Raw genomic sequence first — 25,299 nt, 5'->3', positions numbered from 1 at the left:
ATCGTCAAGAGTACCCGGACGGTGAACTTGTCACGTGACGTATCCGTCAGGTGGCACCATCCGGCCAGTGAACGGAGCCGATCCGCGAAGTAGCGAAGGCCTCCTTGCCTACCCTGAAGGTAGGCAAGGAGGCCTTCACGGACACTCGGGAAGGCTAGTCCTAAGTGGACGGTTGGCCGGTGATGGCGGCGACCGCGAGTTCGCGTTCGGGGTCGCCGACCTCCGGCACGGTGAACCGCAGCGCCCGGATGTGGGTGAGCAGTTCGGGATCGGGCGCCACGTCGTGCTCGCGCAGGTAGTAGGCGACCGCGCCCGGCCAGTACCAGCGGCCGTCCGTGCGGAAGTTCAACGGCACCAACGGTTCCCGGTCGGGATCGAACGCGTCGGCGTCGTAGGTCCGCGAAGCCAGCACGACCGGCGCGCCGTCGAGGTACTCCAGCACGCGGTCCCGCTCGGCGGGGGACAGCTGCTCGCGGTTCACCACTGGACGACCCGCTTCGTCGAGACCGTCGTAGACGCGCGGTGAGCGCAGTCCTTCCGGCACTTCGGCGGGCGGGGTGGCCACCAGCGGCTCGGCCACCGGTGCGGGGTCCAGCCCGGCTCGCTGCCGCAGCCACTGCGGGATGTTCTGTTCGGCCCGCGGGAAGAACCGGAGTTCGTCCTGGAAGCCGATCGGCGGCGGCGCCTGCCGCCACGGCGGCTCGACGTCCGGGAGGAAGTCCGTGCTGAGCACCGTCGCCGAGCCGTAGACCAGGATCGCGCTCAGCCAGGTCCCGCGGCCGGGCTGGTACATCCCCACCCGCAGGTTCCCGAGCAGCTGCGCGGCTTCCGGATTCGGCGGCACCGGACGAGGCAGACCGTCCTGACCGGTGACGAGCAGGTCGATCTCCACATGCCTGCCCGCCGCCCGGTACTCGACGCGCATCTGCTGCCAGCCGGGCGGAAGTGGCGTCGCGAGGGCATGACCGATCTGCCAGACGAGCTGCTGTTGCTGCTGCTGGTTCACCGGCGTCGGCGGCTGGGTCATCGTCCGTCCTCAGTCGGTCTTGGCGCCGGAGGCGGCCAATCCACGCTTGAACCAGTCCGGCATGTACGCCTCGCCGCGGGGGAACCGTTCTTGCTCCAGTGCGAACTCGGCCGGTGCGGGGTACGGCTGGAAGTCGGGCTCGTTCTGCCAGTTGTACTGCACGCGGAACCGCGACGGAGGCTCGATGACGAGCCTGGCCGAGAACCAGGTTCCTTCGCCTTCCTGGTACATCCCACCGCGCAACCGCTGGAACATGCGCCACGTCTCGACGGACGGCTCCCACACCTGGTAGGTACCGTTCGGGTCGAGCACGCCGACCGCGACGTCGATGTTCTTGCCGACCACCCGGTAGTCCAGCACCACCTCACGCCAGCCCGGCGGCAGGGCGCCGACCACCGACAAGGTGATCTCGCCGAGAAGCTCGTTCTGCGCGATGGGGTCGAGCTGAGGCCATTGAGCCATCCGGTAAATCCTCCTCGTGGTCACCGCTGGAATAGCGATGACCCATCATGGCACGGGTGCCGGTTCAGGCCGGTGCGTCCCGTTCCTGCTCCAGTTGCGTGCCTTGGGCAACCAGATTCCGCAACCACGGCGGGACGTGTTCCTCGTCGCGCGGGAACGTTTCCAGGTCGCGGGTGAAGGTGGTCGGGTGCAAGGGCGGCCACCATTTCGGATCCTCGTCGAAGTTGAACGTGAACTCGGGTGCCACACCGGACGTCAGCACGAGCGTCGCCGAGAACCACGTTCCGCGACCTGGTTCGTACATCCGGTTCCGCAGTTCGCGGAACCCGCCCCGTACTTCGGCGGGCAGGTCGATGTCCCCGCTCCGCCCGTCGGCCAGCCGGATTTCCGTGGCGTAGTCGTAGGCCAGCACCGTCGCGGACACGGTGAGGCTGACCTTCACCCAGCCGTCCGGCGCGGCCTCCGTCAGCGCGGACGCGATACCGGTGGTCAGCTCGTCCGTCATGGGGTCGCTCCGTAATGGGTGTCCGGGCCGTAATTGACCTTGGAAGGATCATTCGGGAAGTCGCGTTGTCTGGTCACTCGCGACACCTCGACCGGTCCGGGGAGAAGATTCCCCTGACCGTCGACGGCGTACACGACCTCTTGCCAGCGCATGACCACGTTCTCCGGAATGCCGTTGCTTTCGCCTTCCATCCTGACCTGATAGTTCTCGACCTTCTGGCCGGGCACAGCGTCGAACTTGCCCAGTTCGGCCTCTTGCGCCCGCCAGGACGCGTCATGGATCCAGCTGTCTTTGTAGTGACCGCTGTTGGAAGCGGCCATCTGGGGGTGCATGTTGACGTATTCGCCGGGGCCACCCATCTCGTGCGCCGAGAAGTGCCCGCCCGCCCATTCGACGTGTGCGAACTCGTCCTTGTATACCGGGTGATCCTGGTAGGCCGCCTTACCTTCTTTGCCCGACCTGTTCTGCGACGTGTCGTCGCGGAAGTTGTCGTCTTTCCCCTTGAAGACCGGGTCGCCGGTCATCGCGCTCGGCTTCCCGTTTTCACCGACTTCGAAGGTCCAGTGCTTGTTCGGGTCGTGGAAGTTGGGGACGCGATACTGGGTGTTGGGCTGCAGCGGATACCGCAGGTCGGGGTTGTGGAAGGGCTTCGAGGTCGGCAGCGTCGTCTCGACGTGCGTCACCTTGCCGGCGTCGTCGGTGAAGAACCTGCTGGTGGCACCGTTCTTGTACTCCACCTTGTACTCGGCGTTCATCGCCAGCGGTTTTTCACCGCGCAGAGCCTGCGGAACTCCTTCGGGATCCGGCTTGCTGTTCCGGGTGCGCGGATGGACGTCGTCGATGACCTTGGGCGAATCGATCGGATCGTGCCCGCCGCCCACACGTTCCCTAGGCCCCGTGAAGTCCGAGTCGTCCCCACGGTTCCAGGTGGCGAAACGCTCGTTGAACTCCGGCGAATCGCGGCTGATCGTCCGGGGACGCGGAACGTCGTCGTAGGGCGGGTGGCCGGCGTCGTCCCCATCGCCGCGGCTTTGGGCGCTGTCGGCGTCCACGTCCTGCTTGTCCGCGTGCGACGTGTCGGGTGTGAAGCCGTCGTCACTCGCCCGGCGGGCGGTGCCGTCGGGGCTGTGGACGTCCCATTCGCCGTTCGGCGGGATCTTCGGGCGGGGACGGCCGTCGGGGCCGATCTCGTAGTCGGACGAGAAGACGCGTCCGTTCGAGTCGGTCCACGCCGGTTTGCTCGGCGCCATGACCTCGGTGTCGAGTTCCCGCGACAGACGGCGCGCGAAATCGTTCGAGCCCGCGTCGCAGCCGATCAGCCGGATCGGGCGGCCGTCGTAATCCCCGTTGCGGCGCAGGATGTCCGCGAACTCCTCCGGGGTGTACGTGCGGTTGCCGATGCGGGCGTGCCCGTCCGGCGTGACGTGGACGTCGACCGTGTAGCGGCCGTCCGGGTCCGGCTGGACCCGGTGCGGCAGGTCGCCCATGTCCGCGTCGCCGCGGTGATACGAGCTACCCGCGGGCGTGCCTTCGGAATGCCGCTGATTGACCTCGTCCGGCGTCAGCGGACGGTCCGGCTCGCCGTTGGGGCCGCGGTCGTGCGGTGAGCCGTCGGAGTTGTGCGGGTCCTGGCGCGGGCCGTGCCCGTCGGGACCGTGACCGTCCGGCGAACGCGGCGGACCGGAGTGATCACCGGGACCGCGGCCGCCGGGGCCGGTGTTGCCGGGACCCGTGCCGCCGGGCCGGTTGCCGGGGCCGTGTGTGCCGGTATGCGGCTGGGCGCCGGGGCCGAAGTCGTTGCCACGGGCGACGGGCTGCGGCTGATGCGGCTGGTTCGGCCGCCCGCCGGGACCGGTCTGGCCGGGACCGCGGCTGGGGCCGGTGTGGGTGTCGGGACCGCGCGGGGTGTGCGTGTCCGGGGTGCGCGGCGAGCCGGGCGTACCCGTCCAACCGCCGCCCTGCGGCCTCCCGCCGGGCGAACCCGGGGTGCCGCCGGGCGTGCCACCCGGAGCGCCTTGGGGCGACATTCCGCCCGCGACCGGCTGGCCCTGCGGCGGAACGCCGGGAGAGCCGTCGCCGCCGGTGCCGCCGCGCTGCGACGGGACGTGCGAGGGTCCGGCGTCGCCGAGACGCGGTGCGGTGGGCGCGGTGCCGCTGGTCGTCGTGCCGCTGTCGGTCGGCCTGGTGGGGCTGTCGCCGCCGCCTTGGTGGCCGGGCGACGGGTCGGACCGCGGGGTGGGCGAGCCGCCGCCGTCACCGCCGTGCGTCCGGGGCGAGCCGCCGCCGTCGCCGGTGTGGCTGGGGGACCCGCCGCTGTCGGCCCGCGTGTGCGGTGCCGGGGAGCCGCTGTCGGGTGTGTGGCTGGGCGAACCACCGCTGTCGGCCCGAGTGTGAGGAGCCGGGGAGCCGTTGTCCGGCGTGTGGCTGGGCGAGCCGCCGGTGTCCGCCCGCGTGTGCGGCGCAGGGGAACCCCCGTCGGGGGTGTGGCTCGGCGAGCCGCCGGTGTCGGTTCGTGTCTGCGGCGAACCGCCACTGTCCGTACGGGCAGGACTCGGCGAGCCGCCGTCGGGCGCGCGGTTCGGAGATCCGGAATCGCCAGTGGATCCGCTGTCGGACCGGGTGTGCGGAGCCGAGGTGTCGGTGCGGGCGGTGCTGGGGGAGCCGCCGCCGTCTGGTGTGTTGCCGAGGTTTCCGTCCGAAGTGGACGGTGAGTCGCCATCGCCGGTGCGGCCGGGAGATCCGCCGTCCGAACGGGTCGGCGATCCGCCACCGTCTCTTGTGGACGGTGAGCCGCCGCCGTCGCCACCGCGGGTGGTGCTGCTCGACGGGGTGTCGCTGGAATCGCCGGTGCGCGAATCGCCGTTCGAGCCCGAGTCGCCCGAGCCCGAGTCACTTGAGCCCGAGTCACTTGAGCCGTCACCGGAGCGGCCGGAGTCACCAGAACCACTCGAGTCGCCGTCGGAGCCGTTCGAGCCGGAGGAGCCGTCGCCCGAACCGTCGCCGGAGCCACTGCCGGAACCGTTACCGTCCCCGGATCCTGTGCCGCCACCGTCGGGGCCGCCGGACCCGCCGCCGCGGCCACCACGCTGGACGAAGCCGCCGGCCTTGATGTTCTTGGGGTTGAGCGCGTCGAGCCCGGTGATCTTGCCCGCGATCTTGCCGAAGATCTTGATGATCTTCTCGAAGACGTCGACCAGTTTGCCGAGCAGCGGCGAGACCCGCCGCATCGCGTCGCACAGTTCCTTGAGCTTGTCGGCGATCTTCGCGGCCCACTTGGCGATCGCGGTGACGGCCTGCGCGACCACGATCGGCGTGCCGAAACCGAGGGAGAACACCGTCTCCATGACCCACGCGATGAGCTTGCCGACGGCGTCCGCGATCAGCTGGCGGATGAACTCACGGACGAACGCGACGATCTCGCCGAAGATCATCACGACGGTGCTGATCCCGCCCGCGACCGTCGCCGCCGCGCTGATCGCCTCCGCTTGCTCCGCGGCCTGTTTGCGGTACTGGTCGGCGGCCTCGCCGGTCCAGCCGGAAGTGCCGTTCTTGACCTTGTTCGCCAGGTCGACCTGGGTGTCTTCCAGTTTCTTGGCGACGTTGCCCCAGGTCTCGGAGTACGACTGGATCACCGGCGGATCGCCGGCCACCGCGTCCAGCATGTCCTTCAGCGGCTGCATGTGTTCCATCAGGAACGACGCCACCGACGACAACAGGTAGCCGAACGGGTCGATCGCGGCGCTGGCGATCTCGCCCGCGAGGCTCAGCACACCGAGCCCGCCGCCCACCCAGTCGCCGTTCGAGATGCCGTTGAAGGCGTCCATGGCCGACTCGGCGACGCCGATGCCCGCCGCGTAACCGTATTCGCTGTTCCCGGCCGTCAGCGGCCCCGGGCCGTCACCGTCCGTCGGCGCCTTCGCGACGAGCGGATTCCCCTCGGGCATCAGTCAGGCACCTGCGCCTTCTTGAATTCGGCGGCGAAGTTCTCGTCCTGCGTCTGATACGCGTTGGACGCCGATCGGACGTTGTTCGCTACCGCGGTCGCTGCCTCGACGGCCTTGTTCAGCGCGTTGATGCCGAACTCCTCGACCGGGTCGAGCATCATCCGGAACGGCTGGCAGATGATGCCGTACGCGTCGGTCGGCATGCTCACCTGCTGCGCGGCGTCGACCGCCGTGCGCAGACCGTCGGCGACGCCGTCGATCTGCCTGGCGTGCGCGTCGAGGTCGGAGCCGAGCTCGTAACCCTTGCCTGCCATGGTTTCTCCCCTCTACCAGGCCGGATGAATGTTCAAGAAAGGATGCTGCCGCCGAAGTCGTCATCGTCGTCGTCCTGCGTGCGGCGGCGCCGCGGGATCGGCTTCGGCTGAGGTGGATTCTGGGGCGGGTTCGCCTGCGCGGATGGCGGGGGCTCTTCGTCCTCCGGGCCGAAGCGGTGGTGCCGCTCGGGCTCCGGCGGAGCGAGGTCTTCCTCCGGCGGTGCTTCCGGGAAGGTGCTCTGGGCCTCCGCGATCACGCGGCTCGCCGTCTCGTCGGTAGTGCCGACCGTCTCGGCCATCGCCGCCTGCAGCAGTTCCGGGATCCGTGACTGCGCGAGCTGCACGAGCCGCATGACCTGCGACGAGACCTCGGCCATCCGCTTGCCGCTCGCGGCCTCGGAGATGACGAGATTCGTGAGCAGGCCCTTGGAATCGATCGTCACTTCGATGGTGTTGTCCTTCGACCGCTCCGTCACGGTCTGCCCCTGCATGCGGGCGGCCATCGCCTGATAGCGCGCGGCGGTCTCCTGGATCTGCTTCGTCCAGTTGTCCACCATCTGTTCGCTGGCGTCGACGTTGTCCGGCATCGGGACCCTTCCACAAGCTGCATGCTGACGTATTCACACTGACGATCCGAAGACACGACCGGTTCCGGTGTGTTCGAAGTTTAGTGCTCGTCCGGTGTACCACCCCCGGCCGACAAAGTCGGCACCATCACGCAGCGAAAGGGCCCTTCACCACACAAGTGCGATGAAGAGCCCTTTCACGCCCTGCGAACTGCCGGGGTCAGAGGTTGCCGCGGCGTTCCTGTTCGCGCTCGATGGCCTCGAACAGGGCCTTGAAGTTGCCCTTGCCGAAGCCGAGCGAACCGTGCCGCTCGATGAGCTCGTAGAACACCGTCGGGCGGTCGCCGATCGGCTTGGTGAAGATCTGCAGCAGGTAGCCGTCCTCGTCACGGTCGACCAGGATGCGGTGCTCCTTGAGCTTCTCGATCGGCACCCGGACCTCGCCGATCCGCGCGCGCAGCTCCGGGTCGTCGTAGTAGGAGTCCGGGGTGTCGAGGAACTCGACGCCCGCCGCGCGCATCGCCTTCACCGTCGCGACGATGTCGTTGGTGGCCAGCGCGATGTGCTGGCAGCCCGCGCCGCCGTAGAACTCGAGGTACTCGTCGATCTGCGACTTCTTCTTCGCGATCGCCGGCTCGTTGAGCGGGAACTTGACGCGGTGGTTGCCGTTGGAGACGACCTTGCTCATCAGGGCCGAGTACTCGGTCGCGATGTCGTCGCCGACGAACTCCGCCATGTTCACGAAGCCCATGACGCGGTGGTACCAGTCGACCCAGTAGTCCATCTTGCCGAGTTCGACGTTGCCGACACAGTGGTCGACGGCCTGGAACAGCCGCTTCGGCGCGCCCTCGGGGCGGACGATCTTGCTCTCGCGCGGCTCGTAGCCCGGCAGGTAGACGCCGGTGTACTTCGACCGGTCGACCAGCGTGTGGCGGGTCTCGCCGTAGGTCGCGATCGCGGCGATACGCACGGTGCCGTGCTCGTCGGAGACGTCGTGCGGCTCCTCGAGGACGGTGGCGCCCTGCGCGCGGGCGTGGTCGATGCAGCGGTCGACGTCGGCGACCTCGAGCGCGAGGTCGATGACGCCGTCGCCGTGGCGGCGGTGGTGGTCCAGCAACGGGGAGTCCGGCTTGACGCCACCGGTGATCACGAAGCGGGCCGAGCCGGACTTCAGCACGAACGACTTGCGTTCGAAGTTCCCGGTCTCGGGGCCGGAGTACGCGATGAGCTGCATACCGAACGCGACCTGGTAGAACCAGGCGGTCTGAGTGGCGTTGCCCGCGATGAACACCACCGCGTCCATCGACTTCACCGGGAAGGGGTCGGTCGAAGAGTCGTGGTCGACGAGCCCGACGAGCTGACGCAGCTGGTCGTAGCTCACGTCGTCAAGAGCACCCTGGGGTTCCACTGTGTGCGTCATGCCATGAAGCATCCGAGCGCGTGACAAAATGCGCAATGGTCAAAGATTTCGCTGCGCACTATGCCCAGTGACGCCCGCGATGGCGCGGTCATAGTGGACAACCTGTGTAGGAGGTAGGCGCGATGTCGGAAGTACTCGACGCGCTGGACGCACGGCTGCTGCTGTTGCTCACCGACTCGCCGCGGCTCGGCGTGCTCGAATGCGCGCGCCGTCTCGGCGTCGCTCGGGGCACCGTGCAGGCCCGGCTGGACCGGCTGACCGAACGCGGGATCCTCGGCGGTTTCCCGCCAGAACTCGACCTCGCGGCGATGGGATATGGCCTCACCGCGTTCGCCGTCCTGGAGATCGCCCAGGGTCGCCGGGCCGAGGTCGCGGAGGCGCTGTCGGCGATCGACGAGGTGTGCGAGGTCTACGCGACGACAGGTCAGGGCGACCTCTTCGTGCGGATGGTGGCGCGCAACAACGACGACTTGCAGCGGGTGGTGGACGAGGTGGTCGGCGCGCCGTACGTGCGGCGGACGTCGACGTCGATCGCGTTGTCGACGCCGGTTCCGCCGCGCGTACGGCCGCTGCTGGAACGACTGGCGAGGAGCTAGCGCACCTGATTCAGGTACCGCGCGGCCGACCGCTGGACGGCCTCGTGCCCGTCGGTGCGGATGATCGCGTCCCACCAGGCGCCGTAGATCGCCTCGAACTCATACGGTTCGAGCAGTTCGGCCGCGCGCCGGACGATCTCCGGGCGCTCCGGGATCAGGTTCGGGTAGCTGTACATCATGCCGACGAACCGGCGGTCCGGGATGACCTGCAGGATGTCGCCAGAGAGCACCGCGCCGAGGCCGTTCTCCCCGCCGGGCCAGTGCAGCACCGTCCCGCCGTCGAAATGCACGCCGAGGTTGATCAGCCGCAGGTCGGGGGCGACGTCGAGGGACACTCCGCTCCACAGCTTGATCGCCGGATCCGGCCTGCCGATCCACTGCCGGTCGCCCTCGTGCAGGTAGATGGGCGCGTCGAAGGCGTGGGCCCACTCGACCATGGTGGTGTAGTAGTGCGGGTGGCTGATCGCGATGCCGGTGATCCCGCCGAGTTCACGGACCTTCGCGACGAGGTCGTCGTCGATGAAGCCCGCGCAGTCCCACAGGAAGTTGCCGGATTCGGCCTTGACCAGCAGTGCCCGCTCGCCGATGGCGAAGTTGGGTGTGGACCCGACTCCGATGAGGCCGGGTCCCTGCTCCTCGACGCGAGCCGTGTACGTCCCGCTCGCGCGAACGGTGTTCAGATCGGTCCACCGCTGTCCGGCCTGCGGGATGTACTGACGTTCGTCTTCGCAGATCGGACAGTCGGACCGGGGTTCCGCGTACTGCATGCCACAGGCGACGCAGATCGGTAGCTCGCTCATGATCCCTCCAGATTGATCCGGAGGTCACGCTAACGGCTCATATGCGCGCCCGGCCATATCGGGCCGGGCGCGCGGAAGCTCACTTGTCGGTGTACGGCACGGCCTTGACGAGGGTCACCTTCTGGATGCTGCCGTTGGGCAGCTCGTACTCACGGGTTTCGCCCTCTTTGGCGCCGAGCAGCGCCTTGCCGAGCGGGGACTCCGGCGAGTAGACGTCCAGGCCACCCTCGGTGCCCTCTTCGCGGGTCGCCAAGAGGAAGTTCTCGTCTTCGTCGTCACCGTCGTAGCGGACGGTGAGGACCTTGCCCGGTCCGGCGCTGCCGTCGTTGGCGGGCGGCTCGCCCACTTTGGCCCCGCGGAGGAGTTCCTGGAGGTGGCGGATGCGGGCCTCGTGCTGGCCCTGCTCTTCGCGGGCGGCGTGGTAGCCGCCGTTCTCCTTGAGGTCGCCCTCTTCCCGGCTGTCGTTGATCTTCGCAGCGATGACCGGGCGGAGCTCGATGTAGTGGTCGAGTTCCTGCTTGAGCCTGTCGTAGGCATCCTGGGTCAGCCAGGTCACCTTTGTGTCGCTCACGGTCACCATCTCCTAGTAGGGGCCTGCCAGGCTTGGGTGTACAAGCCGGCCACCAGACCGGCATGGCGCGCCGGCCTGGCTGAGATAAAGGAAAAACACGGCCCGTCTTGGGCCGTGCCGGTAGATCAGAGTAACACGGCGCGAGGCATCGCCGCCGGTCGAATTCGGTCGCGCCTCGGCGTTGGGCGCCCGTTTCACCCCGTTGGCCGCTATGGCCTTGACAGGTACCGTGGTACGTCGTATGAGCATCCGAAGATATCAGCCGTGACCGGCTTTCCGATGCTCTTGATGGTGGTAGTCACCCTGCTGTTCTTCGAACCAGGCTGAATCAGGACCTCTTTGCGCCCGCTTTCGGCCCCGGCCTTGTCGCGGACCCGGACGACGCACACCCCAGGACGGTTCACGTCGTCCCTGGTCACGTTGATCGTGATCTCCATCGCGTCGCCCGGCTTCTCGTCGAATGAGACGCGTTCGCCCTCGATGGGGGCGCCGCCGAAGTTCGTGTACATCACGTAGGCGATGCCGCCGCTGACCAGCAGCGCGACCACCAGGTACACCACCCGCCGCCAGCGGGCGGGCCGCGCGGCGCGGGTCTTGCCGTACCGGCTCTCGAGCAGGTCCGTCCGGGTGCTTTCCGCGGTGGGAGCATCCTGTCCCGTGCTCAACCCGGGCCTCCCGGTTGGTGTCGTCGTGCTCGCAGGGACAATGAAGTCGTATGCGAGTGGTCCCCCTCGAGTATCCGCGCCCGGTCGCGCGGGCCGTCAGGCAGGGTCGTGGGGGAATAGGGAACGAGAAGGGGACGTTCGGAGCATGGTGCTAGCCGATGAACCGCCGAAGTCACGCCTCCGCCTGATGGCGGTGCACGCGCACCCTGACGACGAGTCGAGCAAGGGCGCCGCCACGATGGCCAGGTACGCCGCCGAAGGGCACGAGGTCATGGTCGTGACCTGTACCGGCGGCGAGGCGGGCAGTGTGCTGAACCCGGCCATGGACCGTCCCGACGTGCTGGCCAACATGACCGACATCCGCCGGGAGGAGATGGCCCGCGCGGCCAAGATCCTCGGCGTGAGCCACGTGTGGCTCGGGTTCGTCGACTCGGGCCTGCCCGAGGGCGACCCGCTGCCCCCGGTCCCGGAGGGCTCGTTCGCGGTCATCCCGCTCGAAGAGTCGACCGGTGCGCTGGTGAAGGTCATCCGCGAGTTCCGCCCGCACGTGATCGTCACCTACGACGAGAACGGCGGGTACCCGCATCCCGACCACATCCGGACGCACGAGATCTCGGTCGCGGCCTTCGACGCCGCCGGCGAGGCGGAGCGCTACCCGGACGCGGGCGAGCCGTGGCAGCCGTTGAAGCTGTACTACGTGCACGGGTTCTCACGCGCCAGGATGACCGTGTTCCACGAGGGCCTGCTCGCGCGCGGGCTGGAGTCGCCGTACGAGGAGTGGCTCAAGTCGTGGGACCCGGAGAAGGCCGACGTCATGGAGCGGGTGACCACTCGTGTCGAGTGCGGCGACTACTTCGAGCAGCGCGACGAGGCCCTGAAGGCGCACGCCACCCAAATCGACCCGACCAGCCGCTGGTTCGCCGTCCCGCGCGACCTGCAGCGCGAGATCTGGCCGACCGAGGAGTACGAGCTGGTCCGCTCACTGGTGGACAGCACCCTGCCGGAGGACGATCTGTTCGCCGGTTTGAAGGAGGGCTAGATGAGTTTCGTGGTGCCGGCGTTCGCCGTCGTTCCAGTGACGGTGGCGTCGCAGTTCCTGGCACAGCAGCCCGGCAACGGCGACAACGGCGGCCAAGGCGAGGACTTCGGCAAGTCGTCGCCGGTAGGTTTCCTGATCCTGATCCTGTTCCTGGTCGCCGTCGCGCTGCTGGTGCGGTCGATGACCAAACACCTGAAGCGGCTTCCGGAGAGCTTCGACGAACCTGCCGCTTCTTCGGAGGCGTCCGCCGATGAGGCTCCTACGGCTTCGGAGGCTGACGCCGAGCCCGTCGCGAAGACGGAGAAGCCGACCGCCAAGTCCGACTGAGCGTGTTATGAACGGACCTTTCATAACAAGTTTTGTTATGAAAGGTCCGTTCATAACAGCCCCGAAGCGGGTCAGAGGCGCGGGTCGACCGGATCCGATTCCAGCGCCAGCACCGCGAACACGCACTCGTGCACCCGCCACAGCGGTTCCCCGCGCGCCAGCCGCTCCAGCGCCTCCAGCCCCAGCGCGTACTCGCGCAGCGCCAGCGCCCGCTTCCGGTTCAGCCCGCGCTTGCGGAGCCGCACGAGGTTCTCCGGCAATGTGTAGTCCGGCCCGTAGATGATCCGCAGGTACTCCCGTCCGCGCACCTTCACCCCCGGCTGCACGAGGCCACGCGCGCCCCGCGTCAGGTTCGCCGCCGGTTTGACGACCATGCCCTCGCCGCCCGCGCCGGTCAGGTCCAGCCACCAGTCGACGCCGCGCGCCACCGACGCCGGGTCGGTGGTGTCGACGGCGAGGGTCCGCGTGCGGGTGAACAGGTCGCCGGTCAGCCGGTCCAGCAGCGCGAGGTGCCAATCGTGCGGACGGTCGTGGTACGCGTGTCCCTCCGAAGCCAGTACCTGGAACGGTGCCAGCCGGACGCCGTCGAGGCCGTCGGTCGGCCAGCAGTAGCGCCGGTACGCCTGCCGGTAAGCGTCCACAGTGGACTCACGAACCCGCGTCCGCCCCAGAAGCTCCGACACGTCCACTCCGCGAGCGGCGGCCGCGTCCAGTGCGGCGACGGCGGCGGGCAGCACGGACTGGGCGGCCGCGCCGACGGCCGCGTACTGGTCCGTGATCAGCGAGCCCGCTTTCGCGCTCCACGGCAGCAACTCCGTGTCGAGCAGCAGCCAGCCGGTGTCCAGTTCGTCGAACAGCTCCGACGACGCTTCCCGCACGCCGTCGAGCAGTCGCGCGTTCTGGTCCGGAGTGAAGAACGGCCGCCCGGTGCGGGTGTAGACCGCGCCGGGACCCTGGATCCCGAATCGCGCGGCAGCCACGTCCTCGTCACGGCACACGAGTACGACGGCGCGGGAGCCCATGTGCTTCTCTTCACACACGACGTGGTCGACGCCCGCCGCGCGGAACTCGGCGAAGGCCTCCTCGGGATGTTCGAGGTAGTCGTCGGAAGCGGAGGTCGAACACGGCGCCATGGTCGGCGGCAGGTACGGCAGCCAGCGTGGATCGACGGCGAAGCGGCTCATCACCTCGAGGGCCGCCGCCGACTGCTCGGCGGAAACCCCGACCCGGCCGTGGTGCCGTGTCTCGACGATCCGCTTCCCGGTGACGTCGCCCAGTTCCAGTACCGCGGGCTCGCGCCCGCCCAGCGGCCGCTCCGGTTCGAGCGGGCGTGACGGCTCGTACCAGACCTTCTTCGCCTTCACCGAGACGACTTCCCGTTCCGGGTAACGCAAAGCGGTCAGCTTGCCACCGAAGACACAGCCCGTGTCGAGACACATGGTCCCGTTGATCCACTCCGGCTCCAGCGTCGGCGTGTGTCCATAGAGGACCGTCGCGGTCCCGCGGTAGTCGCGTGCCCACGGCAGCCGCACCGGCAGGCCATACTCGTCGGTCTCGCCGGTGGTGTCGCCGTAGAGCGCGGTGCTCCGGACCCGGCCGGACGCGCGCCCGTGGAACTTCTCGGGCAGGCCCGCGTGCGCGACGACCAGCTTGCCGTCGTCGAGGACGTAGTGCGCGATGAGTCCTTCGCAGAATGCGTGCGCCTTCGCGCGGAAGTCCTCGTCCTGCGCGGAAAGCTGTTCCAGCGACTCCGCGAGTCCGTGCGTCGTCTTGACCTTGCGCCCGTTCAGCGCGCGGACCAGTTTCTGCTCGTGGTTCCCGCAGACGACCAGCGCGCTGCCCGCCTCGGCCATCGCCATCACGCGGCGCAGCACACCCGGTGTGTCGGGTCCGCGGTCGACGAGGTCGCCGACGAACACCGCGGTCCGCCCCTCCGGGTGCACGCCGTCGACGTAGCCCAGTTCGGTGAGCAGTTCGTCCAGTTCCTCGCGGCAGCCGTGGACGTCACCGATGACGTCGAACGGTCCGGTCCGCTCGCGGAGGTCGTTGCGCAGCGGCTCGACGACGATCTCCGCTTCGGCGACCTCGGCTTCGCTTCGCAACACATGCACGCGGCGGAAACCCTCGCGTTCCAGCGACTTGAGCGAGCGGTGCAGTTCGCCGCGCTGACGCCGGACGACGTGCTCGCCGAAGTCGCGGTCGGGCCGGGACTCGTTGCGTGCCTGGCAGATCTTCACCGGCAGGTCCAGCACGATCGCCGTCGGCAGGACGTCGTACTCCTTCGCCAGCTTCAGCAGGCTCGCCCGGGAAGCGCGTTGGACGTTCGTCGCGTCGATCACCGTGATCCGGCCCGCTTCGAGCCGCTTCGCCGCGACGTAGTGGAGCACGTCGAATGCGGCGGCCGACGCGCTCTGGTCGTTCTCGTCGTCGGCCACCAGACCGCGGAAGTAGTCGCTGGACAGCACCTGAGTCGGCGCGAAATGCGTCCGCGCGAAGGTCGACTTGCCGGAGCCGGAGGCCCCGACGAGCACGACGAGGGACATGTCGGGAATGGTCAGTTTCATGCCACGGCCTCCTTTCGAGACGTGAAGACCGCCATTTGGGTCGGCGGTCCTGATTCCTGGGACTCCTGTCCCACCGGTAGGTGGCGGACGTCGTAGCCGCGCCGTGCGGCGACACCCTCGGCCCACGAGCGGAACTGCTCGCGGGTCCATTCGAAACGGTGGTCGGCGTGCCGGAACCGGCGCTGGTCGAGGAATTCGAAGTGCCGGTTGTACTCGGCGTTCGGCGTCGTGACGAGCACGGTCCGCGGCGCGGCGACACCGAACACGGCGTGCTCCAGCGCGGGCAGGCGCTCCTCGTCGACGTGCTCGATCACCTCCATCAACACGGCCGCGTCGTATCCGGCCAGCGACGGATCCGCGTAGGTCAGCGCGGACTGTTTCAGGGTGACCCGCGTTTTGTCCTTCAGCCGCTTGTCTGCGATGTCGAGCGCGCTCGCGGACACGTCGACACCGACGATCTCGGTGAACGACGGCTCCTTCTGGAGCACGCGCAGCAGCGCGCCACTACCGCAGCCGAGGTCGAGCACCCGCCGCGCGCCCGCCGCCCGGAGTGCCGCGAGCACGCTTCCGTGGCGTTGGACGGCCAGCGGTTCGGGCCGGTCCGGCAGTTCGGTGACGCGCGCTTCGGCCTCGGCCGGTACGTCGTCCGCCTCGGCCAGCCGCGCGAGCGCGTACGAGACGATCGGACGGCGTCGTTCGAGGTACCGGTTGGTGATCAGCTCCCGTTCCGGATGCTCCGCGAGCCAGCCCTCGCCGACGCGCAGCAACTTGTCGGCCTCGTCCTGGCCGATCCAGTAGTGCTTGTCGCCGTCGAGAGCGGGCAGCAGGACGTACAGGTGCCGCAACGCGTCGACGACGCGCTGGGTCCCGGTCAGCCGGAGGTCGACGTAGCGGGAATCGCCCCACCGCGGGAACTCGGGATCGAGCGGGATGGCCTTGGCCTCGACCTGCCAGCCGAGGGGTTCGAACAGCTTGTGGACGACCTCGGCGCCGCCGCGCGCGGTCAGCGAAGGCACGCGGATCTCCAGCGGGAAGCGCTCGTCGACCAGTTCCGGCCGGTTCGCGCACCGCCCGGCCAGCGCCGTGGTGAAGACCGCCCGCAGCGCCACCGCGAGATACGAGCCGCCCGCGTACGGCCGGTCGTTGACGTACTGGGTCAACGACGTCCCGCCGCCGCGCACGAGGTCGACCGGGTCGATCTCGACCAGCAGCGCGACCGTGCAGCGCTCTTCGGTCGCTTCGGGATAGAACACGTGCGCCGCCCCGGCCGAGAGCGTGAACGACTGTGCCTTCTCCGGATGCTTGTGCAGGAGAAAGCCCAGGTCGGTGGCGGGGTTACGGCTGGTCGTCATGGTCAGGAGCACCGGATGAGTGTCGCGCAGACGGCGGTTCCGCGCGCCCGCTTTTCCGCGTGCGACCCTGGTGGCATGTCGAATCGCCTGAAGGCCGCGACCAGCCCGTACCTGCTCCAGCACGCCGAGAACCCGGTGGACTGGTGGCCATGGGGTGAAGAAGCGCTGGCCGAGGCGAAACGGCGGAACGTGCCGATCCTGCTTTCGGTCGGCTACGCGGCCTGCCACTGGTGCCATGTCATGGCGCACGAGTCCTTCGAGGACGAAGCCACCGCGACGCTGATGAACGCGAACTTCGTCAACATCAAGGTGGATCGCGAGGAGCGCCCGGACATCGACTCGGTGTACATGGCGGCCACGCAGGCGATGACCGGTCAGGGCGGCTGGCCGATGACCTGTTTCCTGACGCCGGAGGGTGAGCCGTTCCATTGCGGCACTTACTACCCGCCGTCGCCTCGGCCCGGGATGCCGTCGTTCTCGCAACTGCTGGTCGCGGTCGCCGAAGCCTGGGGTGAGCGCCCGGAGGAACTGCGCTCGGGCGCCCAGCAGATCATCGCTCACCTCACGGAAAAGAGCGGCCCGCTGCCGGAGTCCGTTGTGGACGGTGCCGCGCTGGACGTCGCGGTCTCCTCGCTGCGCAAGGAGTACGACGCCGAGACCGGCGGATTCGGGGGAGCGCCGAAGTTCCCGCCGACGATGGCGTTGAACTTCCTGCTTCGTCACCATGAGCGCACCGGATCCGATCTCGGCCCGGTCGAGCACACGGCCGAGGCGATGGCGCTGGGCGGCCTCAATGACCAGCTCGCGGGCGGGTTCGCGCGCTACTCGGTCGACGCGCGCTGGGAAGTGCCGCACTTCGAAAAGATGTTGTACGACAACGGGTTGCTCTTGCGTTTCTACGCTCAGTTCCATGGCGTGACCGGGCACGAGTACGCGCGCCGGACGGTCGAGGAGACCGCGGAATTCCTGCTGCGCGACCTCGGGACGGCCGAAGGCGGGTTCGCCGCTTCGCTCGACGCGGACACCGACGGCGTCGAGGGGCTCACCTATGTTTGGACGCCCGCGCAGCTCGTCGAGGTGCTCGGTGAAGAGGACGGCGCGTGGGCGGCAGAGCTGTTCCAGGTGAGCGAGCGGGGCAACTTCGAGCACGGCGCGTCGACGCTGCGGCTGCGTGAACCGCATCCCTCGGATGGTGAACGCTACGAACGGGTCCGCCGGGCGCTGCTGGCCACCCGCGACACACGTCCTCAGCCCGCTCGTGACGACAAGGTCATCGCCGCCTGGAACGGGCTCGCGATCGGCGCGCTCGCCAAGGCGGGCGCCTGGCTAGACCGTCCACAGTGGATCGAGGCGGCGGCACGTGCGGCGGCTTTCCTGATGGACAACCATTTCGTGGCCGGACGGCTGCGCCGGACGTCGCGCGACGGTGTCGTCGGCACGACCGCCGGGGTGCTGGAAGACTACTCGTGCCTCGCCGAAGGGCTGCTCGAACTCCACCAGGCGACAGGAGAGCCGCGGTGGCTCGCCGACGCGATCACGCTGCTGGACCTCGCCCTGGCTCACTTCGGCATTCCGGACTCGCCTGGCGCTTACTACGACACGGCCGACGACGCGGAAGTACTGGTGCAGCGGCCTTCCGACCCGACCGACAACGCGAGCCCGTCGGGGGCTTCGGCGCTGGCGAACGCGTTGCTGACCGCGTCCGTGCTGGCCGGGCACGACCAGGTCGGCCGCTACCGCGAGGCGGCCGAGCAGGCGCTGTCCCGCTCGGGGCTGCTCGCCTCGCGCGCGCCGCGGTTCGCCGGGCACTGGCTTTCGGTCGCCGAAGCCGCCGCCGCGGGACCGGTCCAGGTCGCCGTGGTCGGACCGGACGCCGCTTCGCGCGAGGAGCTGCTGGCCGCGGCCGTCGCGTCGCTGCCGGATGGCGCCGTCGTCGTGAGCGGGATTCCGGACGCGGACGGCGTGCCGCTGCTCGCCGACCGACCGCTGGTCGGCGGAGCGGCCGCCGCGTACGTGTGCCGTGGCTACGTGTGCGAACGCCCGGTCACCACCGCTGAGGAGCTGCGTTCCCAGCTCGGCTGAGCGCAATGAAGGACGCTTTCATAGCAAAATTTGCTATGAAAGCGTCCTTCATTGCGCGTTTCCTCATCGCGTGGTCTCAGCTCACCAGTCCCACGCCATAGGGCTCAGGCCGAAGGCGCCACCGCCGGTCTGAGGCGCCCCCGCCGGCTTCACCGCGACCTGCGGTGTCTTCGGCTTGGCCGCCGTCGACTTCGGTGGCTTCGCAGGCTTCGAGGACGTCGGCGGTTTCGTGGTCGTCGGTGGCTTCGTGGTCGTCGGCGTTCCGACGATGGTGAAAGCGCGGGAGGTCTTCGTGCCGTCCGAGCAGGTGAACGTCGCCGTGTACTTGCCCGGCGTCTTGCCGACCTTGCCGTAGCCGGCGGCCTTCCCCCAGTTGCCGCCGATCGTCCACTGGAGCGGTGCCGCGAACCCCGGCGATGTCACCGGGGTCGCCGGTCCGCAGCCGCCCATCGCGGCCTTCGTCTCGGCGTAGATCTGCCCGCCGGGTTCGACTTCGGTCGGATGCAAGAACCAGGACACGTCCTTGGCCTCCGCCGCCGCCGGCGCGACCACGGCGAGCTGGGCCGCTCCGAGCATGAGAGCGCCGATCAGGGCCTTCTTCAGCATGAGGTTCCCCTTCCCCTTCGACTGCTGAAGGGGACACGTCCGCGCAGGTCATCAGGTTGCCCCGGATTACGCCGGAGGAGAACACGACTGAATCCTGGCCGTTGCGCGCGTAGCGTCGGTAGCGTTGTAATCATGTAATCGCGGAGGCGAGCATGCACATCTACTTCAGGACGGCGAGACATATGGGACGCGGTGGCTGGAAAGGCCGGGGTGGCTGGCAGCAGGCGGAGATCCCGTCGGCGGACGACGCGGGCGCGTGGTTCGGCGGACGGCTCCCGGAGGGCTGGTTCACCGGGGATCCCGAGGTCACGGTGGATCGCGAGGAGATCGTCATCGTCGGCGAACTCCAGCCGCTCACCGGCGAGTACGCCGACGACGCCGCCCGTGCGGCGGCCGAGGACGGCCGGATCAGCCGGTTCCGTGAGGAGACCCGCGACGAGCGGATCGAGATCGCGCGCCAGGCCGAGCACCGGTATCAGCGCAAGGTCGCCTGGGGCGCGAGCCTCGGCGGTACGCGGCACCTGTTCACCACGCATTCGGCACCGGTCATGACCAGGCTGCGGCAGCCGGAACGCCTGGTCCTCGACACCCTCGTGGACGCCGGCGTCGCGCGGTCGCGGTCGGAGGCGCTGGCGTGGGCGGTCCGGCTGGTCGGGGAGCACGCGGACACCTGGCTCGCCGAGCTCCGGGAGGCGATGACCAAGGTCGACGATCTCCGCTCACAGGGACCGGACCTTTCCTGAAGCCGCGGTCCGGCCCTAGAGTCGGGTTTCCGCCGTCTTGAAGAAGTCCTCTTGCGAAAGAAGGCGTCATGGACGGCAGAATCACCCGGCGGCGGCTGATCGCGGGCGGCCTGGCGGTGGCGGCGAGCCCCTTGCTCGCGCCCACCGCCTCGGCGGCCCGGCTCACGGTCTCGGTCCCCGTTCTTCCCTGGCCCGCGGCCAACGACATCGTCGCGCGGACGAAACTCCCGGTCTTCCCGGACCGAACGTTCTCCGTGCTCGATTTCGGCGCCAAGGGCGACGGCAAGACCGACAACACCCTCGCGATCAAGAAGGCGATCGAGACGGCCAACGCGCGCGGCGGCGGGCACGTCGTCGTGCCGAAGGGCTCCTTCGTCACCGGCGCCGTGTATCTCAAGAGCGACGTGGACCTGCACCTCGCCGCGGGCGCGGTGCTCAAGTTCGGCTCCGACGCCTCGAAGTTCCCGAACGTGCTCACCCGCTACGAGGGCATCGAGTGCGTCAACCGGTCGCCGATGATCTACGCGTACAAGGAATCCAACATCGCGGTGACCGGTCGGGGCACACTCGACGCGGCTGGTACGTCCTCGTGGAACAAAGGCAAGGACCGCGAGTACCTGGAATCGCTGGTGGCCAAGGGAATCCCGCCGGAGAAACGGATCGTGCCCGGCTCCGGGCACGCCATGCGGTCCACGTTCGTCGAGCCGTACGCGTGCGACACCGTGCTCATCCAGGGTGTCACGCTGAAGAACCCGCTGTTCTGGCAACTGCACCCCACGCTGTGCCGGAACGTCACGATCGACGGCGTCCGCACGGACGCGAGCACCGCCCACTCCAACACCGACGCCTGCGATCCCGAGTCCTGCGACCACGTCGTGATCGTGAACTCCCACCTCGGCGCGCACGACGACAACATCGCGCTCAAGTCGGGCCGGGACGCCGACGGACGCCGAGTCGGCGTGCCTTGTCAGAACATCGTCGTCGCCGACTGCGTGATGGACGGCAACTGGGGCGCGATCACCTGCGGCAGTGAGCAGACCGGTGGCATCCGCAACGTCTACGCGCACAAGCTCACCGTCACCGGCGAGACGAAATACGGGCTGTACGTCAAGTCGAACACCTTACGTGGTGGGTTCACCGAGAACGTCAACCTCGACAGCGTCTCGGGCACATTCGTCCGCTCGGTCGTGTACGTCCTGCCGGATTACAACGGCCAAACCGGCGCGTACGTCCCTCGGTTCGGCCCGTTCACCGTCAGCAACTCGTCCGGTTCGAAATGCGGGCAAGCGGCGTTCAACGTCCGAGGGTTGCCCAACTCACACGTCCGTGGCCTGCGGGTGAGTGATTGCCGCTTCGACGGCGTCGCGAACACGGAGAACACCCTGAAACACGTCGATGACCTGCGATTCGAGAACACCACGATCAACGGGGAACCGGTCTGATTCGTGCTGCGCTTCCCGATGCGGTGCGGCAGTCTTGGCGAAGACCGCACCGCATCGGAGGAATCGTGGACACACCAGGACTTCCCGCGAAGATCGACCCGGACGCGCTGACCACCGTCCTCGATGGACGGTGGGCGGAGCTGCGTCGCGCGGTGCGCGCGCAGATGGCGGCCGAGAGCTTCAAGGACCCCGTCGATCTCGACGTCGAAGCGCACCGCGCACAGGTTCTCGAATGGCTTCGCCTGCTGGCCCGCACCGACCGGCCGGGGCTCGGTTTCGACCCGGCGTATGGCGGTGGCGGCGACGTCGGCGGCTCGGTGATGTCGTTCGAGATGCTGGGCTTCGGCGACCTCTCGCTGATGGTCAAGGCCGGGGTCCAATGGGGTTTGTTCGGCGGCGCCGTGCAGCTGCTCGGCACCGAGCGCCACCACGAGCGCTACCTGCGCAAGATCAAGGACCTGGACCTGCTGGGCTGCTTCGCGATGACGGAGCACGGCCACGGCTCGGACGTCCAGCACCTGCGGACCACCGCGACCTACGACCCGGACACCCGCGAGTTCGTCGTGCACACGCCGGATCGTGGCGCGATGAAGGAGTACATTGGCAACGCCGCCCGCGACGGCGAACTCGCGGTCGTGTTCGCGCAGCTGATCACCGGCGGCGAGTCGCGTGGTGTGCACGCCTTCGTGGTGCCGATCCGCGGTGAGAACGTGAGTGGCGTCGAGATCGAGGATTGCGGGCGCAAGGCGGGTCTCAACGGCGTCGACAACGGGCGGCTCACTTTCACCCAGGTGAGGGTTCCGCGCGAGGCGCTGCTCAACCGGTTCGGTGATGTCACCGAGGACGGGACGTACACGAGCCCGATCGAAAGCGACGGCCGCCGGTTCTTCACCATGCTCGGCACGCTCATCCGCGGCCGGGTCAGCGTCGCGGGAAGCGCCGGCAGCGCGACGAAGCGCGCGCTCGCGCTGGCCGTCCGGTACGGCGAGCAGCGGCGGCAGTTCGCGCGGCCGGAGGGTGAGGAGGTCGTGATCCTCGATTACCGCGCCCACCAGCGGAAACTGCTACCCGCGCTGGCGACGTCGTACGCGCTGCACTTCGCGCAGGAAGCGCTAGTCGCGAAGCTTCACGACATCGCGGAGGACGCGCCGGAGGAGGAGCAGCGCGAGCTGGAATCGCGGGCGGCCGGGATCAAGGCCGTCTCGACCTGGCACGCGACGGCGACCATCCAGACCGCTCGCGAGGCGTGCGGCGGCTCCGGGTACCTCTCGGAGAACCTGCTCGCCGGGCTGAAAGCCGATACAGATGTCTTCACCACCTTCGAGGGCGACAACACCGTGCTGCTTCAGCTGGTCGCGAAGGGCCTGCTGACCAGCTACAAGGAGCAATTCGAAGACCTGAGCCCGCTCGCGACCGCGCGGTTCGTGGCGGAACAGTTCGTCGAGGCCGTGATCGAACGGACGTCCGCGCGCAAGGTCGTCGAGCGGCTCACCGACGCCGACGACAGCGACGTGCTGTACTCGCGTGAGTGGCATCTGAAGCTGTTCGAAGACCGCGAAGAGCACGTACTCGGCGGAGTCGCGCAGCGTCTGCGTAAGGCAGGTTCGGATCCCTTCGGTGTCTTCAATGACGCCCAGGACCACGTGCTGCGTGCCGGGCGCGTGCACGTCGATCGGGTGGTGCTGGAGGCGTTCATCGACGCCATCGAGCGGTGTGCCGACGCGGAGGCCCGTGAGTTGCTGGAGCGGGTCTGCGACCTCTACGCGCTCGCGAACATCGAGGCGGATCGGGGCTGGTTCCTCGAACACGGGCGCCTGACCTCCGGGCGCTCGAAGGCCGTCACCGCCGCGGTGAACGCGCTGTGCGCCGACCTGCGCCCGCACGCGCGGACGCTCGTGGACGCCTTCGCTATCCCCGAGCAGTACCTCGCGGCTCCGATGCTGCGGGACTGACGACGGCCCGCAACGCCTTGACTTCGCGGGGCAGCGCGGCTCGTTCGGCGTCGAGCACGGCGAGTGCCGAACAGAACACGATGATCGGCAGGTCGAAGAACCGGACGCCGTAGCGAGGGTTGGAGGATCGGCCACTCCCTCCGCTTTCCCACATCGGGCGTCTCCTCACCTGGCCTTTTCCAAGTGCGTGCGTTAAGCGATGTCGAGCGCCGTTCCATAGAGTTTCCCGGTTTTGAGGGTGATGAAAAGCCTGCGCTCGCCCGGGTCCTCCGGTGTCCGAACGACTTCGGAGAGTTCCGCTTCTCCTTCCACGACCGCGAATTTCCAGTGATCGGCGCTGGAGACGTACAGGGACGCGTGCGGATTGTTGCGGATCTGCTTGACCTTGAGACGGTCTTCGGTCGTGCTGATCCGGATCTCGCGGGTCTCGGGATTCCAGTCGTAGACGACGGTGGAGAGGTGCGGGCGGCCGTCGCGCTTGAGGGTCGCGAGGGCGCCGAAGGTGTGCTCGGCAAGGAAGTCGCTGAGGGCGGCGTCGTCGAGCGGGCGGGGAGGTGCGTTCTTGGTCATGGTGACGATCTTGGCCGGGGTTTCGGGACTCCGGAAGAAGGCACTTTCTTGTGCCAGAGGGAACACGCGTGTGTCTCTCCTGGTCACTCAGCCGAACGGTTGATCCGCTTTTCCACCGTGGCTCCCTCCGTCCGGTTGAGGTGACCGCGGTGCGATCCCGCGACGATGAACGCATGGGGAACACGATGAACGAACTGAGCCGACGAGGACTGCTGGCCGGTGCCGGAGCCGTGGCCGTCAGCGCGACGGTCGGCGGCGTCGCCGACGCGGAACCTTACGAGCCCGGCGCGGTGACGGTCCGTCCCGGCGACTCCCGCTACGACGGTTTGGTGCGTGCCAACAACTTCCGTTTCGTGGGTAAGCCCGACGAGGTGCGCCTGACCGGATCGACCGGCCAGGTCGTCCGCGCGGTGTCGGACGCCGTGCGGTCCGGGCGGCGGATCGCGGTGCGCAGCGGCGGGCACTGCTTCGAGAACTTCACGGCCGATCCGGCGGCGCGGACGCTGATCGATCTGTCGCAAATGGACGCCGTCGGTTACGACCCCGCGCGACGTGCTTTCTTCGTCGAGCCCGGCGCGACCCTCGGACAGGTGTACAAGCCCTCGGGCGCGGTTGGGGTGTGACGATCCCGGCGGGAGGCTGTCCCGAAGTCGGCGCGGGCGGGCACATCGCCGGTGGCGGGTACGGCCCGCTGTCGCGGCGGTACGGGGCCGTGGTCGATCACCTGGAAGCCGTCGAGGTGGTCGTGGCCGAGAGGTCGGGCGTCCGTGCCGTGGTGGCCTCCCGCGACCAGAACCACGACCTGTGGTGGGCGCACACCGGCGGCGGTGGCGGCAACTTCGGCGTCGTGACCCGCTACTGGCTGCGTTCGCCCGGCGCCACCGGCACCGACCCGTCCCGTTTGCTGCCGCCGCAACCGCGGGAGATGCTGACCTGCCTTGCCGTCTGGACCTGGGACGACCAGGCGTTCAGCAAGATCGTCGGAAACTTCGGCGCTTGGATGGAACGCAACAGCGCCCCCGGCTCACCGAACACCGGCCTGTACCCGATCCTTCACCTGAAGCACCGCGACACCGGCACACTCGAACTCACCGTTCAAGCCGACGCGGACCTCCCCGGTGTCGATCGGCTGGTGACCGACCTCGTCGCCGCGCTCGGTGTCGAGCCCGCGTACACCTACCGGTACAAGGCGCCGTGGTCGCACGCGACGACCTGGCCCGGCCTCGGGCAACCCGGCGACGTGGCGACGCGGCGGTACAAGATCAAGGCCGCGTACCTGCACCGGTCGTTCACGCCGGCCCAGACAGCGACGATCCACCGGCACTTGAGCGAGGCCACGACGGTGCGGGGCGGGATACAGATCATCGGTTACGGAGGCCAAGTCGCCGCCGTCGCTCCCGAGGCGACCGCGATCGCGCAGCGCGGGGCGATCATGAAGGCCGTCTACAGCTCACTGTGGCTGGAGCCAGGCGACGACGCAGCGAATCTGGCCTGGGTGCGTGAGTTGTACCGGGACGTCTACTCCGCGACCGGTGGGGTGCCGGTCGAGGACGGTTCGTACATCAACTATCCCGACGTCGACCTTGCCGATCCGGCTTGGAACACGTCCGGGGTGCCTTGGTCGACGTTGTACTACCAGGGGAACTACCCGCGTTTGCGGCGGGTGAAGGCGCGGTGGGATCCGCGGAACGTCTTCACACACGCACTGGGGATTGAGTTGCCGCCGGGCACTTGACGAGCTGCTCGATGCTG

Annotated in this window: 24 protein-coding genes; 9 read left to right on the top strand and 15 right to left on the bottom strand. The window is 68.5% G+C overall.

Annotation, left to right across the window (positions count from 1 at the left end):
* Positions 1 to 160: 160 nt before the first annotated feature.
* From ACLARN_RS07430 to hppD, 7 genes are all read right to left on the bottom strand, one after another.
* Positions 161 to 1,027, bottom strand: a complete 867-nt coding sequence (locus ACLARN_RS07430; RefSeq protein WP_409490544.1) for a ferredoxin — start codon at positions 1,025 to 1,027, stop codon at positions 161 to 163.
* A gap of 9 nt (positions 1,028 to 1,036) precedes the next feature.
* The gene (locus ACLARN_RS07425) at positions 1,037 to 1,489 is read right to left on the bottom strand and encodes a hypothetical protein (RefSeq protein ID WP_409490543.1); all 453 of its coding nucleotides are present in this window, start codon (positions 1,487 to 1,489) and stop codon (positions 1,037 to 1,039) included.
* Positions 1,490 to 1,553: 64 nt separating this feature from the next.
* Positions 1,554 to 1,994: a hypothetical protein gene (locus ACLARN_RS07420; protein ID WP_409490542.1), complete on the bottom strand. Its 441-nt coding sequence runs from the start codon at positions 1,992 to 1,994 to the stop codon at positions 1,554 to 1,556.
* On the bottom strand, positions 1,991 to 5,938 hold the full coding sequence (locus tag ACLARN_RS07415) for a hypothetical protein (protein ID WP_409490541.1): 3,948 nt from the start codon (positions 5,936 to 5,938) through the stop codon (positions 1,991 to 1,993). The genes ACLARN_RS07420 and ACLARN_RS07415 overlap by 4 nt, the downstream gene beginning before the upstream one ends.
* Positions 5,938 to 6,252: a type VII secretion target gene (locus ACLARN_RS07410; RefSeq protein WP_409490540.1), complete on the bottom strand. Its 315-nt coding sequence runs from the start codon at positions 6,250 to 6,252 to the stop codon at positions 5,938 to 5,940. The genes ACLARN_RS07415 and ACLARN_RS07410 overlap by 1 nt, the downstream gene beginning before the upstream one ends.
* Before the next feature lie 32 nt (positions 6,253 to 6,284).
* Positions 6,285 to 6,839, bottom strand: coding sequence for a YbaB/EbfC family nucleoid-associated protein (locus ACLARN_RS07405; protein WP_409490539.1), 555 nt, complete (start codon positions 6,837 to 6,839; stop codon positions 6,285 to 6,287).
* A gap of 199 nt (positions 6,840 to 7,038) precedes the next feature.
* Complete coding sequence (gene hppD / locus ACLARN_RS07400; protein WP_409490538.1) at positions 7,039 to 8,238, bottom strand: 4-hydroxyphenylpyruvate dioxygenase; 1,200 nt, start codon at positions 8,236 to 8,238, stop codon at positions 7,039 to 7,041.
* Positions 8,239 to 8,360: 122 nt separating this feature from the next.
* On the opposite strand from hppD, the gene ACLARN_RS07395 reads away from it, so the two are divergent.
* Positions 8,361 to 8,834 (top strand): Lrp/AsnC family transcriptional regulator, encoded by a 474-nt coding sequence (locus tag ACLARN_RS07395; protein ID WP_409490537.1) that lies wholly within the window; start codon positions 8,361 to 8,363, stop codon positions 8,832 to 8,834.
* On the opposite strand, the gene ACLARN_RS07390 is transcribed toward ACLARN_RS07395, so the two are convergent.
* From ACLARN_RS07390 to ACLARN_RS07380, 3 genes are all read right to left on the bottom strand, one after another.
* Positions 8,831 to 9,634 carry an MBL fold metallo-hydrolase gene (locus tag ACLARN_RS07390; RefSeq protein ID WP_409490536.1) on the bottom strand — a complete coding sequence of 268 codons (804 nt, stop codon included), beginning with the start codon at positions 9,632 to 9,634 and terminating at the stop codon, positions 8,831 to 8,833. The genes ACLARN_RS07395 and ACLARN_RS07390 overlap by 4 nt on opposite strands.
* A 79-nt stretch (positions 9,635 to 9,713) precedes the next feature.
* The gene (gene greA / locus ACLARN_RS07385) at positions 9,714 to 10,214 is read right to left on the bottom strand and encodes a transcription elongation factor GreA (protein ID WP_364039515.1); all 501 of its coding nucleotides are present in this window, start codon (positions 10,212 to 10,214) and stop codon (positions 9,714 to 9,716) included.
* Between the two features lie 200 nt (positions 10,215 to 10,414).
* The gene (locus tag ACLARN_RS07380) at positions 10,415 to 10,870 is read right to left on the bottom strand and encodes a DUF4307 domain-containing protein (RefSeq protein WP_409490535.1); all 456 of its coding nucleotides are present in this window, start codon (positions 10,868 to 10,870) and stop codon (positions 10,415 to 10,417) included.
* A 145-nt stretch (positions 10,871 to 11,015) separates the two neighbouring features.
* On the opposite strand from ACLARN_RS07380, the gene mca reads away from it, so the two are divergent.
* Together mca and ACLARN_RS07370 are read left to right on the top strand one after the other, a co-directional pair.
* Positions 11,016 to 11,909 (top strand): mycothiol conjugate amidase Mca, encoded by an 894-nt coding sequence (gene mca / locus ACLARN_RS07375; protein WP_409490534.1) that lies wholly within the window; start codon positions 11,016 to 11,018, stop codon positions 11,907 to 11,909.
* Positions 11,910 to 12,236 (top strand): hypothetical protein, encoded by a 327-nt coding sequence (locus tag ACLARN_RS07370; RefSeq protein ID WP_409490533.1) that lies wholly within the window; start codon positions 11,910 to 11,912, stop codon positions 12,234 to 12,236.
* A 71-nt stretch (positions 12,237 to 12,307) separates the two neighbouring features.
* Here the strand turns inward: ACLARN_RS07370 and ACLARN_RS07365 are convergent, their stop codons facing one another.
* Both ACLARN_RS07365 and ACLARN_RS07360 read right to left on the bottom strand, forming a co-directional pair.
* Positions 12,308 to 14,800 carry a polynucleotide kinase-phosphatase gene (locus ACLARN_RS07365; RefSeq protein WP_409490532.1) on the bottom strand — a complete coding sequence of 831 codons (2,493 nt, stop codon included), beginning with the start codon at positions 14,798 to 14,800 and terminating at the stop codon, positions 12,308 to 12,310.
* The gene (locus ACLARN_RS07360) at positions 14,797 to 16,164 is read right to left on the bottom strand and encodes a 3' terminal RNA ribose 2'-O-methyltransferase Hen1 (protein ID WP_409490531.1); all 1,368 of its coding nucleotides are present in this window, start codon (positions 16,162 to 16,164) and stop codon (positions 14,797 to 14,799) included. The genes ACLARN_RS07365 and ACLARN_RS07360 overlap by 4 nt, the downstream gene beginning before the upstream one ends.
* Positions 16,165 to 16,227: 63 nt before the next feature.
* On the opposite strand from ACLARN_RS07360, the gene ACLARN_RS07355 reads away from it, so the two are divergent.
* Complete coding sequence (locus ACLARN_RS07355) at positions 16,228 to 18,234, top strand: thioredoxin domain-containing protein (RefSeq protein WP_409490530.1); 2,007 nt, start codon at positions 16,228 to 16,230, stop codon at positions 18,232 to 18,234.
* An 81-nt stretch (positions 18,235 to 18,315) separates the two neighbouring features.
* Here ACLARN_RS07355 and ACLARN_RS07350 read toward each other — a convergent pair whose 3' ends face one another.
* Positions 18,316 to 18,840 carry a hypothetical protein gene (locus tag ACLARN_RS07350; RefSeq protein ID WP_409490529.1) on the bottom strand — a complete coding sequence of 175 codons (525 nt, stop codon included), beginning with the start codon at positions 18,838 to 18,840 and terminating at the stop codon, positions 18,316 to 18,318.
* A 182-nt stretch (positions 18,841 to 19,022) separates the two neighbouring features.
* Here ACLARN_RS07350 and ACLARN_RS07345 point away from each other — a divergent pair, with 182 nt between their 5' ends.
* The 3 genes from ACLARN_RS07345 (at position 19,023) to ACLARN_RS07335 (ending at position 22,977) form a co-directional block, all read left to right on the top strand.
* Positions 19,023 to 19,583, top strand: a complete 561-nt coding sequence (locus tag ACLARN_RS07345; RefSeq protein WP_409490729.1) for a hypothetical protein — start codon at positions 19,023 to 19,025, stop codon at positions 19,581 to 19,583.
* Between the two features lie 68 nt (positions 19,584 to 19,651).
* Positions 19,652 to 21,025 (top strand): glycoside hydrolase family 28 protein, encoded by a 1,374-nt coding sequence (locus ACLARN_RS07340; protein WP_409490528.1) that lies wholly within the window; start codon positions 19,652 to 19,654, stop codon positions 21,023 to 21,025.
* Between the two features lie 65 nt (positions 21,026 to 21,090).
* Positions 21,091 to 22,977 (top strand): acyl-CoA dehydrogenase, encoded by a 1,887-nt coding sequence (locus tag ACLARN_RS07335; RefSeq protein WP_409490527.1) that lies wholly within the window; start codon positions 21,091 to 21,093, stop codon positions 22,975 to 22,977.
* Here the strand turns inward: ACLARN_RS07335 and ACLARN_RS07330 are convergent.
* Together ACLARN_RS07330 and ACLARN_RS07325 are read right to left on the bottom strand one after the other, a co-directional pair.
* Entirely contained in the window at positions 22,934 to 23,131 is a 198-nt protein-coding gene (locus ACLARN_RS07330; RefSeq protein WP_409490526.1) for a hypothetical protein, read from the bottom strand. The genes ACLARN_RS07335 and ACLARN_RS07330 overlap by 44 nt on opposite strands.
* A gap of 38 nt (positions 23,132 to 23,169) precedes the next feature.
* A complete protein-coding gene (locus tag ACLARN_RS07325; protein WP_409490525.1) occupies positions 23,170 to 23,547 on the bottom strand; it encodes a pyridoxamine 5'-phosphate oxidase family protein in 378 nt (125 codons plus the stop codon).
* Between the two features lie 173 nt (positions 23,548 to 23,720).
* On the opposite strand from ACLARN_RS07325, the gene ACLARN_RS07320 reads away from it, so the two are divergent.
* Entirely contained in the window at positions 23,721 to 24,170 is a 450-nt protein-coding gene (locus tag ACLARN_RS07320) for an FAD-binding protein (protein WP_409490524.1), read from the top strand.
* The gene (locus tag ACLARN_RS07315; RefSeq protein WP_409490523.1) at positions 24,167 to 25,282 is read left to right on the top strand and encodes a BBE domain-containing protein; all 1,116 of its coding nucleotides are present in this window, start codon (positions 24,167 to 24,169) and stop codon (positions 25,280 to 25,282) included. Before ACLARN_RS07320 ends, ACLARN_RS07315 begins: the two co-directional genes overlap by 4 nt.
* Positions 25,283 to 25,299: the final 17 nt, after the last annotated feature.

The organism is Amycolatopsis sp. cmx-11-12 (genome assembly GCF_046269425.1).
Classification (GTDB): Bacteria; Actinomycetota; Actinomycetes; order Mycobacteriales; family Pseudonocardiaceae; genus Amycolatopsis.
The sequence above is the reverse complement of the archived record's forward strand: the minus strand, read 5'-3'. Positions and strand labels throughout refer to the sequence as shown.

Coding starts and splice junctions, on each gene's coding strand:
- ACLARN_RS07430 (WP_409490544.1), bottom strand. CDS start 1,027: ATGACCCAGCCGCCGACGCCGGTGAACCAGCAGCAGCAACAGCAGCTC.
- ACLARN_RS07425 (WP_409490543.1), bottom strand. CDS start 1,489: ATGGCTCAATGGCCTCAGCTCGACCCCATCGCGCAGAACGAGCTTCTC.
- ACLARN_RS07420 (WP_409490542.1), bottom strand. CDS start 1,994: ATGACGGACGAGCTGACCACCGGTATCGCGTCCGCGCTGACGGAGGCC.
- ACLARN_RS07415 (WP_409490541.1), bottom strand. CDS start 5,938: ATGCCCGAGGGGAATCCGCTCGTCGCGAAGGCGCCGACGGACGGTGAC.
- ACLARN_RS07410 (WP_409490540.1), bottom strand. CDS start 6,252: ATGGCAGGCAAGGGTTACGAGCTCGGCTCCGACCTCGACGCGCACGCC.
- ACLARN_RS07405 (WP_409490539.1), bottom strand. CDS start 6,839: ATGCCGGACAACGTCGACGCCAGCGAACAGATGGTGGACAACTGGACG.
- hppD (WP_409490538.1), bottom strand. CDS start 8,238: ATGACGCACACAGTGGAACCCCAGGGTGCTCTTGACGACGTGAGCTAC.
- ACLARN_RS07395 (WP_409490537.1), top strand. CDS start 8,361: ATGTCGGAAGTACTCGACGCGCTGGACGCACGGCTGCTGCTGTTGCTC.
- ACLARN_RS07390 (WP_409490536.1), bottom strand. CDS start 9,634: ATGAGCGAGCTACCGATCTGCGTCGCCTGTGGCATGCAGTACGCGGAA.
- greA (WP_364039515.1), bottom strand. CDS start 10,214: ATGGTGACCGTGAGCGACACAAAGGTGACCTGGCTGACCCAGGATGCC.
- mca (WP_409490534.1), top strand. CDS start 11,016: ATGGTGCTAGCCGATGAACCGCCGAAGTCACGCCTCCGCCTGATGGCG.
- ACLARN_RS07370 (WP_409490533.1), top strand. CDS start 11,910: ATGAGTTTCGTGGTGCCGGCGTTCGCCGTCGTTCCAGTGACGGTGGCG.
- ACLARN_RS07365 (WP_409490532.1), bottom strand. CDS start 14,800: ATGAAACTGACCATTCCCGACATGTCCCTCGTCGTGCTCGTCGGGGCC.
- ACLARN_RS07355 (WP_409490530.1), top strand. CDS start 16,228: ATGTCGAATCGCCTGAAGGCCGCGACCAGCCCGTACCTGCTCCAGCAC.
- ACLARN_RS07350 (WP_409490529.1), bottom strand. CDS start 18,840: ATGCTGAAGAAGGCCCTGATCGGCGCTCTCATGCTCGGAGCGGCCCAG.
- ACLARN_RS07345 (WP_409490729.1), top strand. CDS start 19,023: ATGGGACGCGGTGGCTGGAAAGGCCGGGGTGGCTGGCAGCAGGCGGAG.
- ACLARN_RS07340 (WP_409490528.1), top strand. CDS start 19,652: ATGGACGGCAGAATCACCCGGCGGCGGCTGATCGCGGGCGGCCTGGCG.
- ACLARN_RS07330 (WP_409490526.1), bottom strand. CDS start 23,131: ATGTGGGAAAGCGGAGGGAGTGGCCGATCCTCCAACCCTCGCTACGGC.
- ACLARN_RS07325 (WP_409490525.1), bottom strand. CDS start 23,547: ATGACCAAGAACGCACCTCCCCGCCCGCTCGACGACGCCGCCCTCAGC.
- ACLARN_RS07320 (WP_409490524.1), top strand. CDS start 23,721: ATGGGGAACACGATGAACGAACTGAGCCGACGAGGACTGCTGGCCGGT.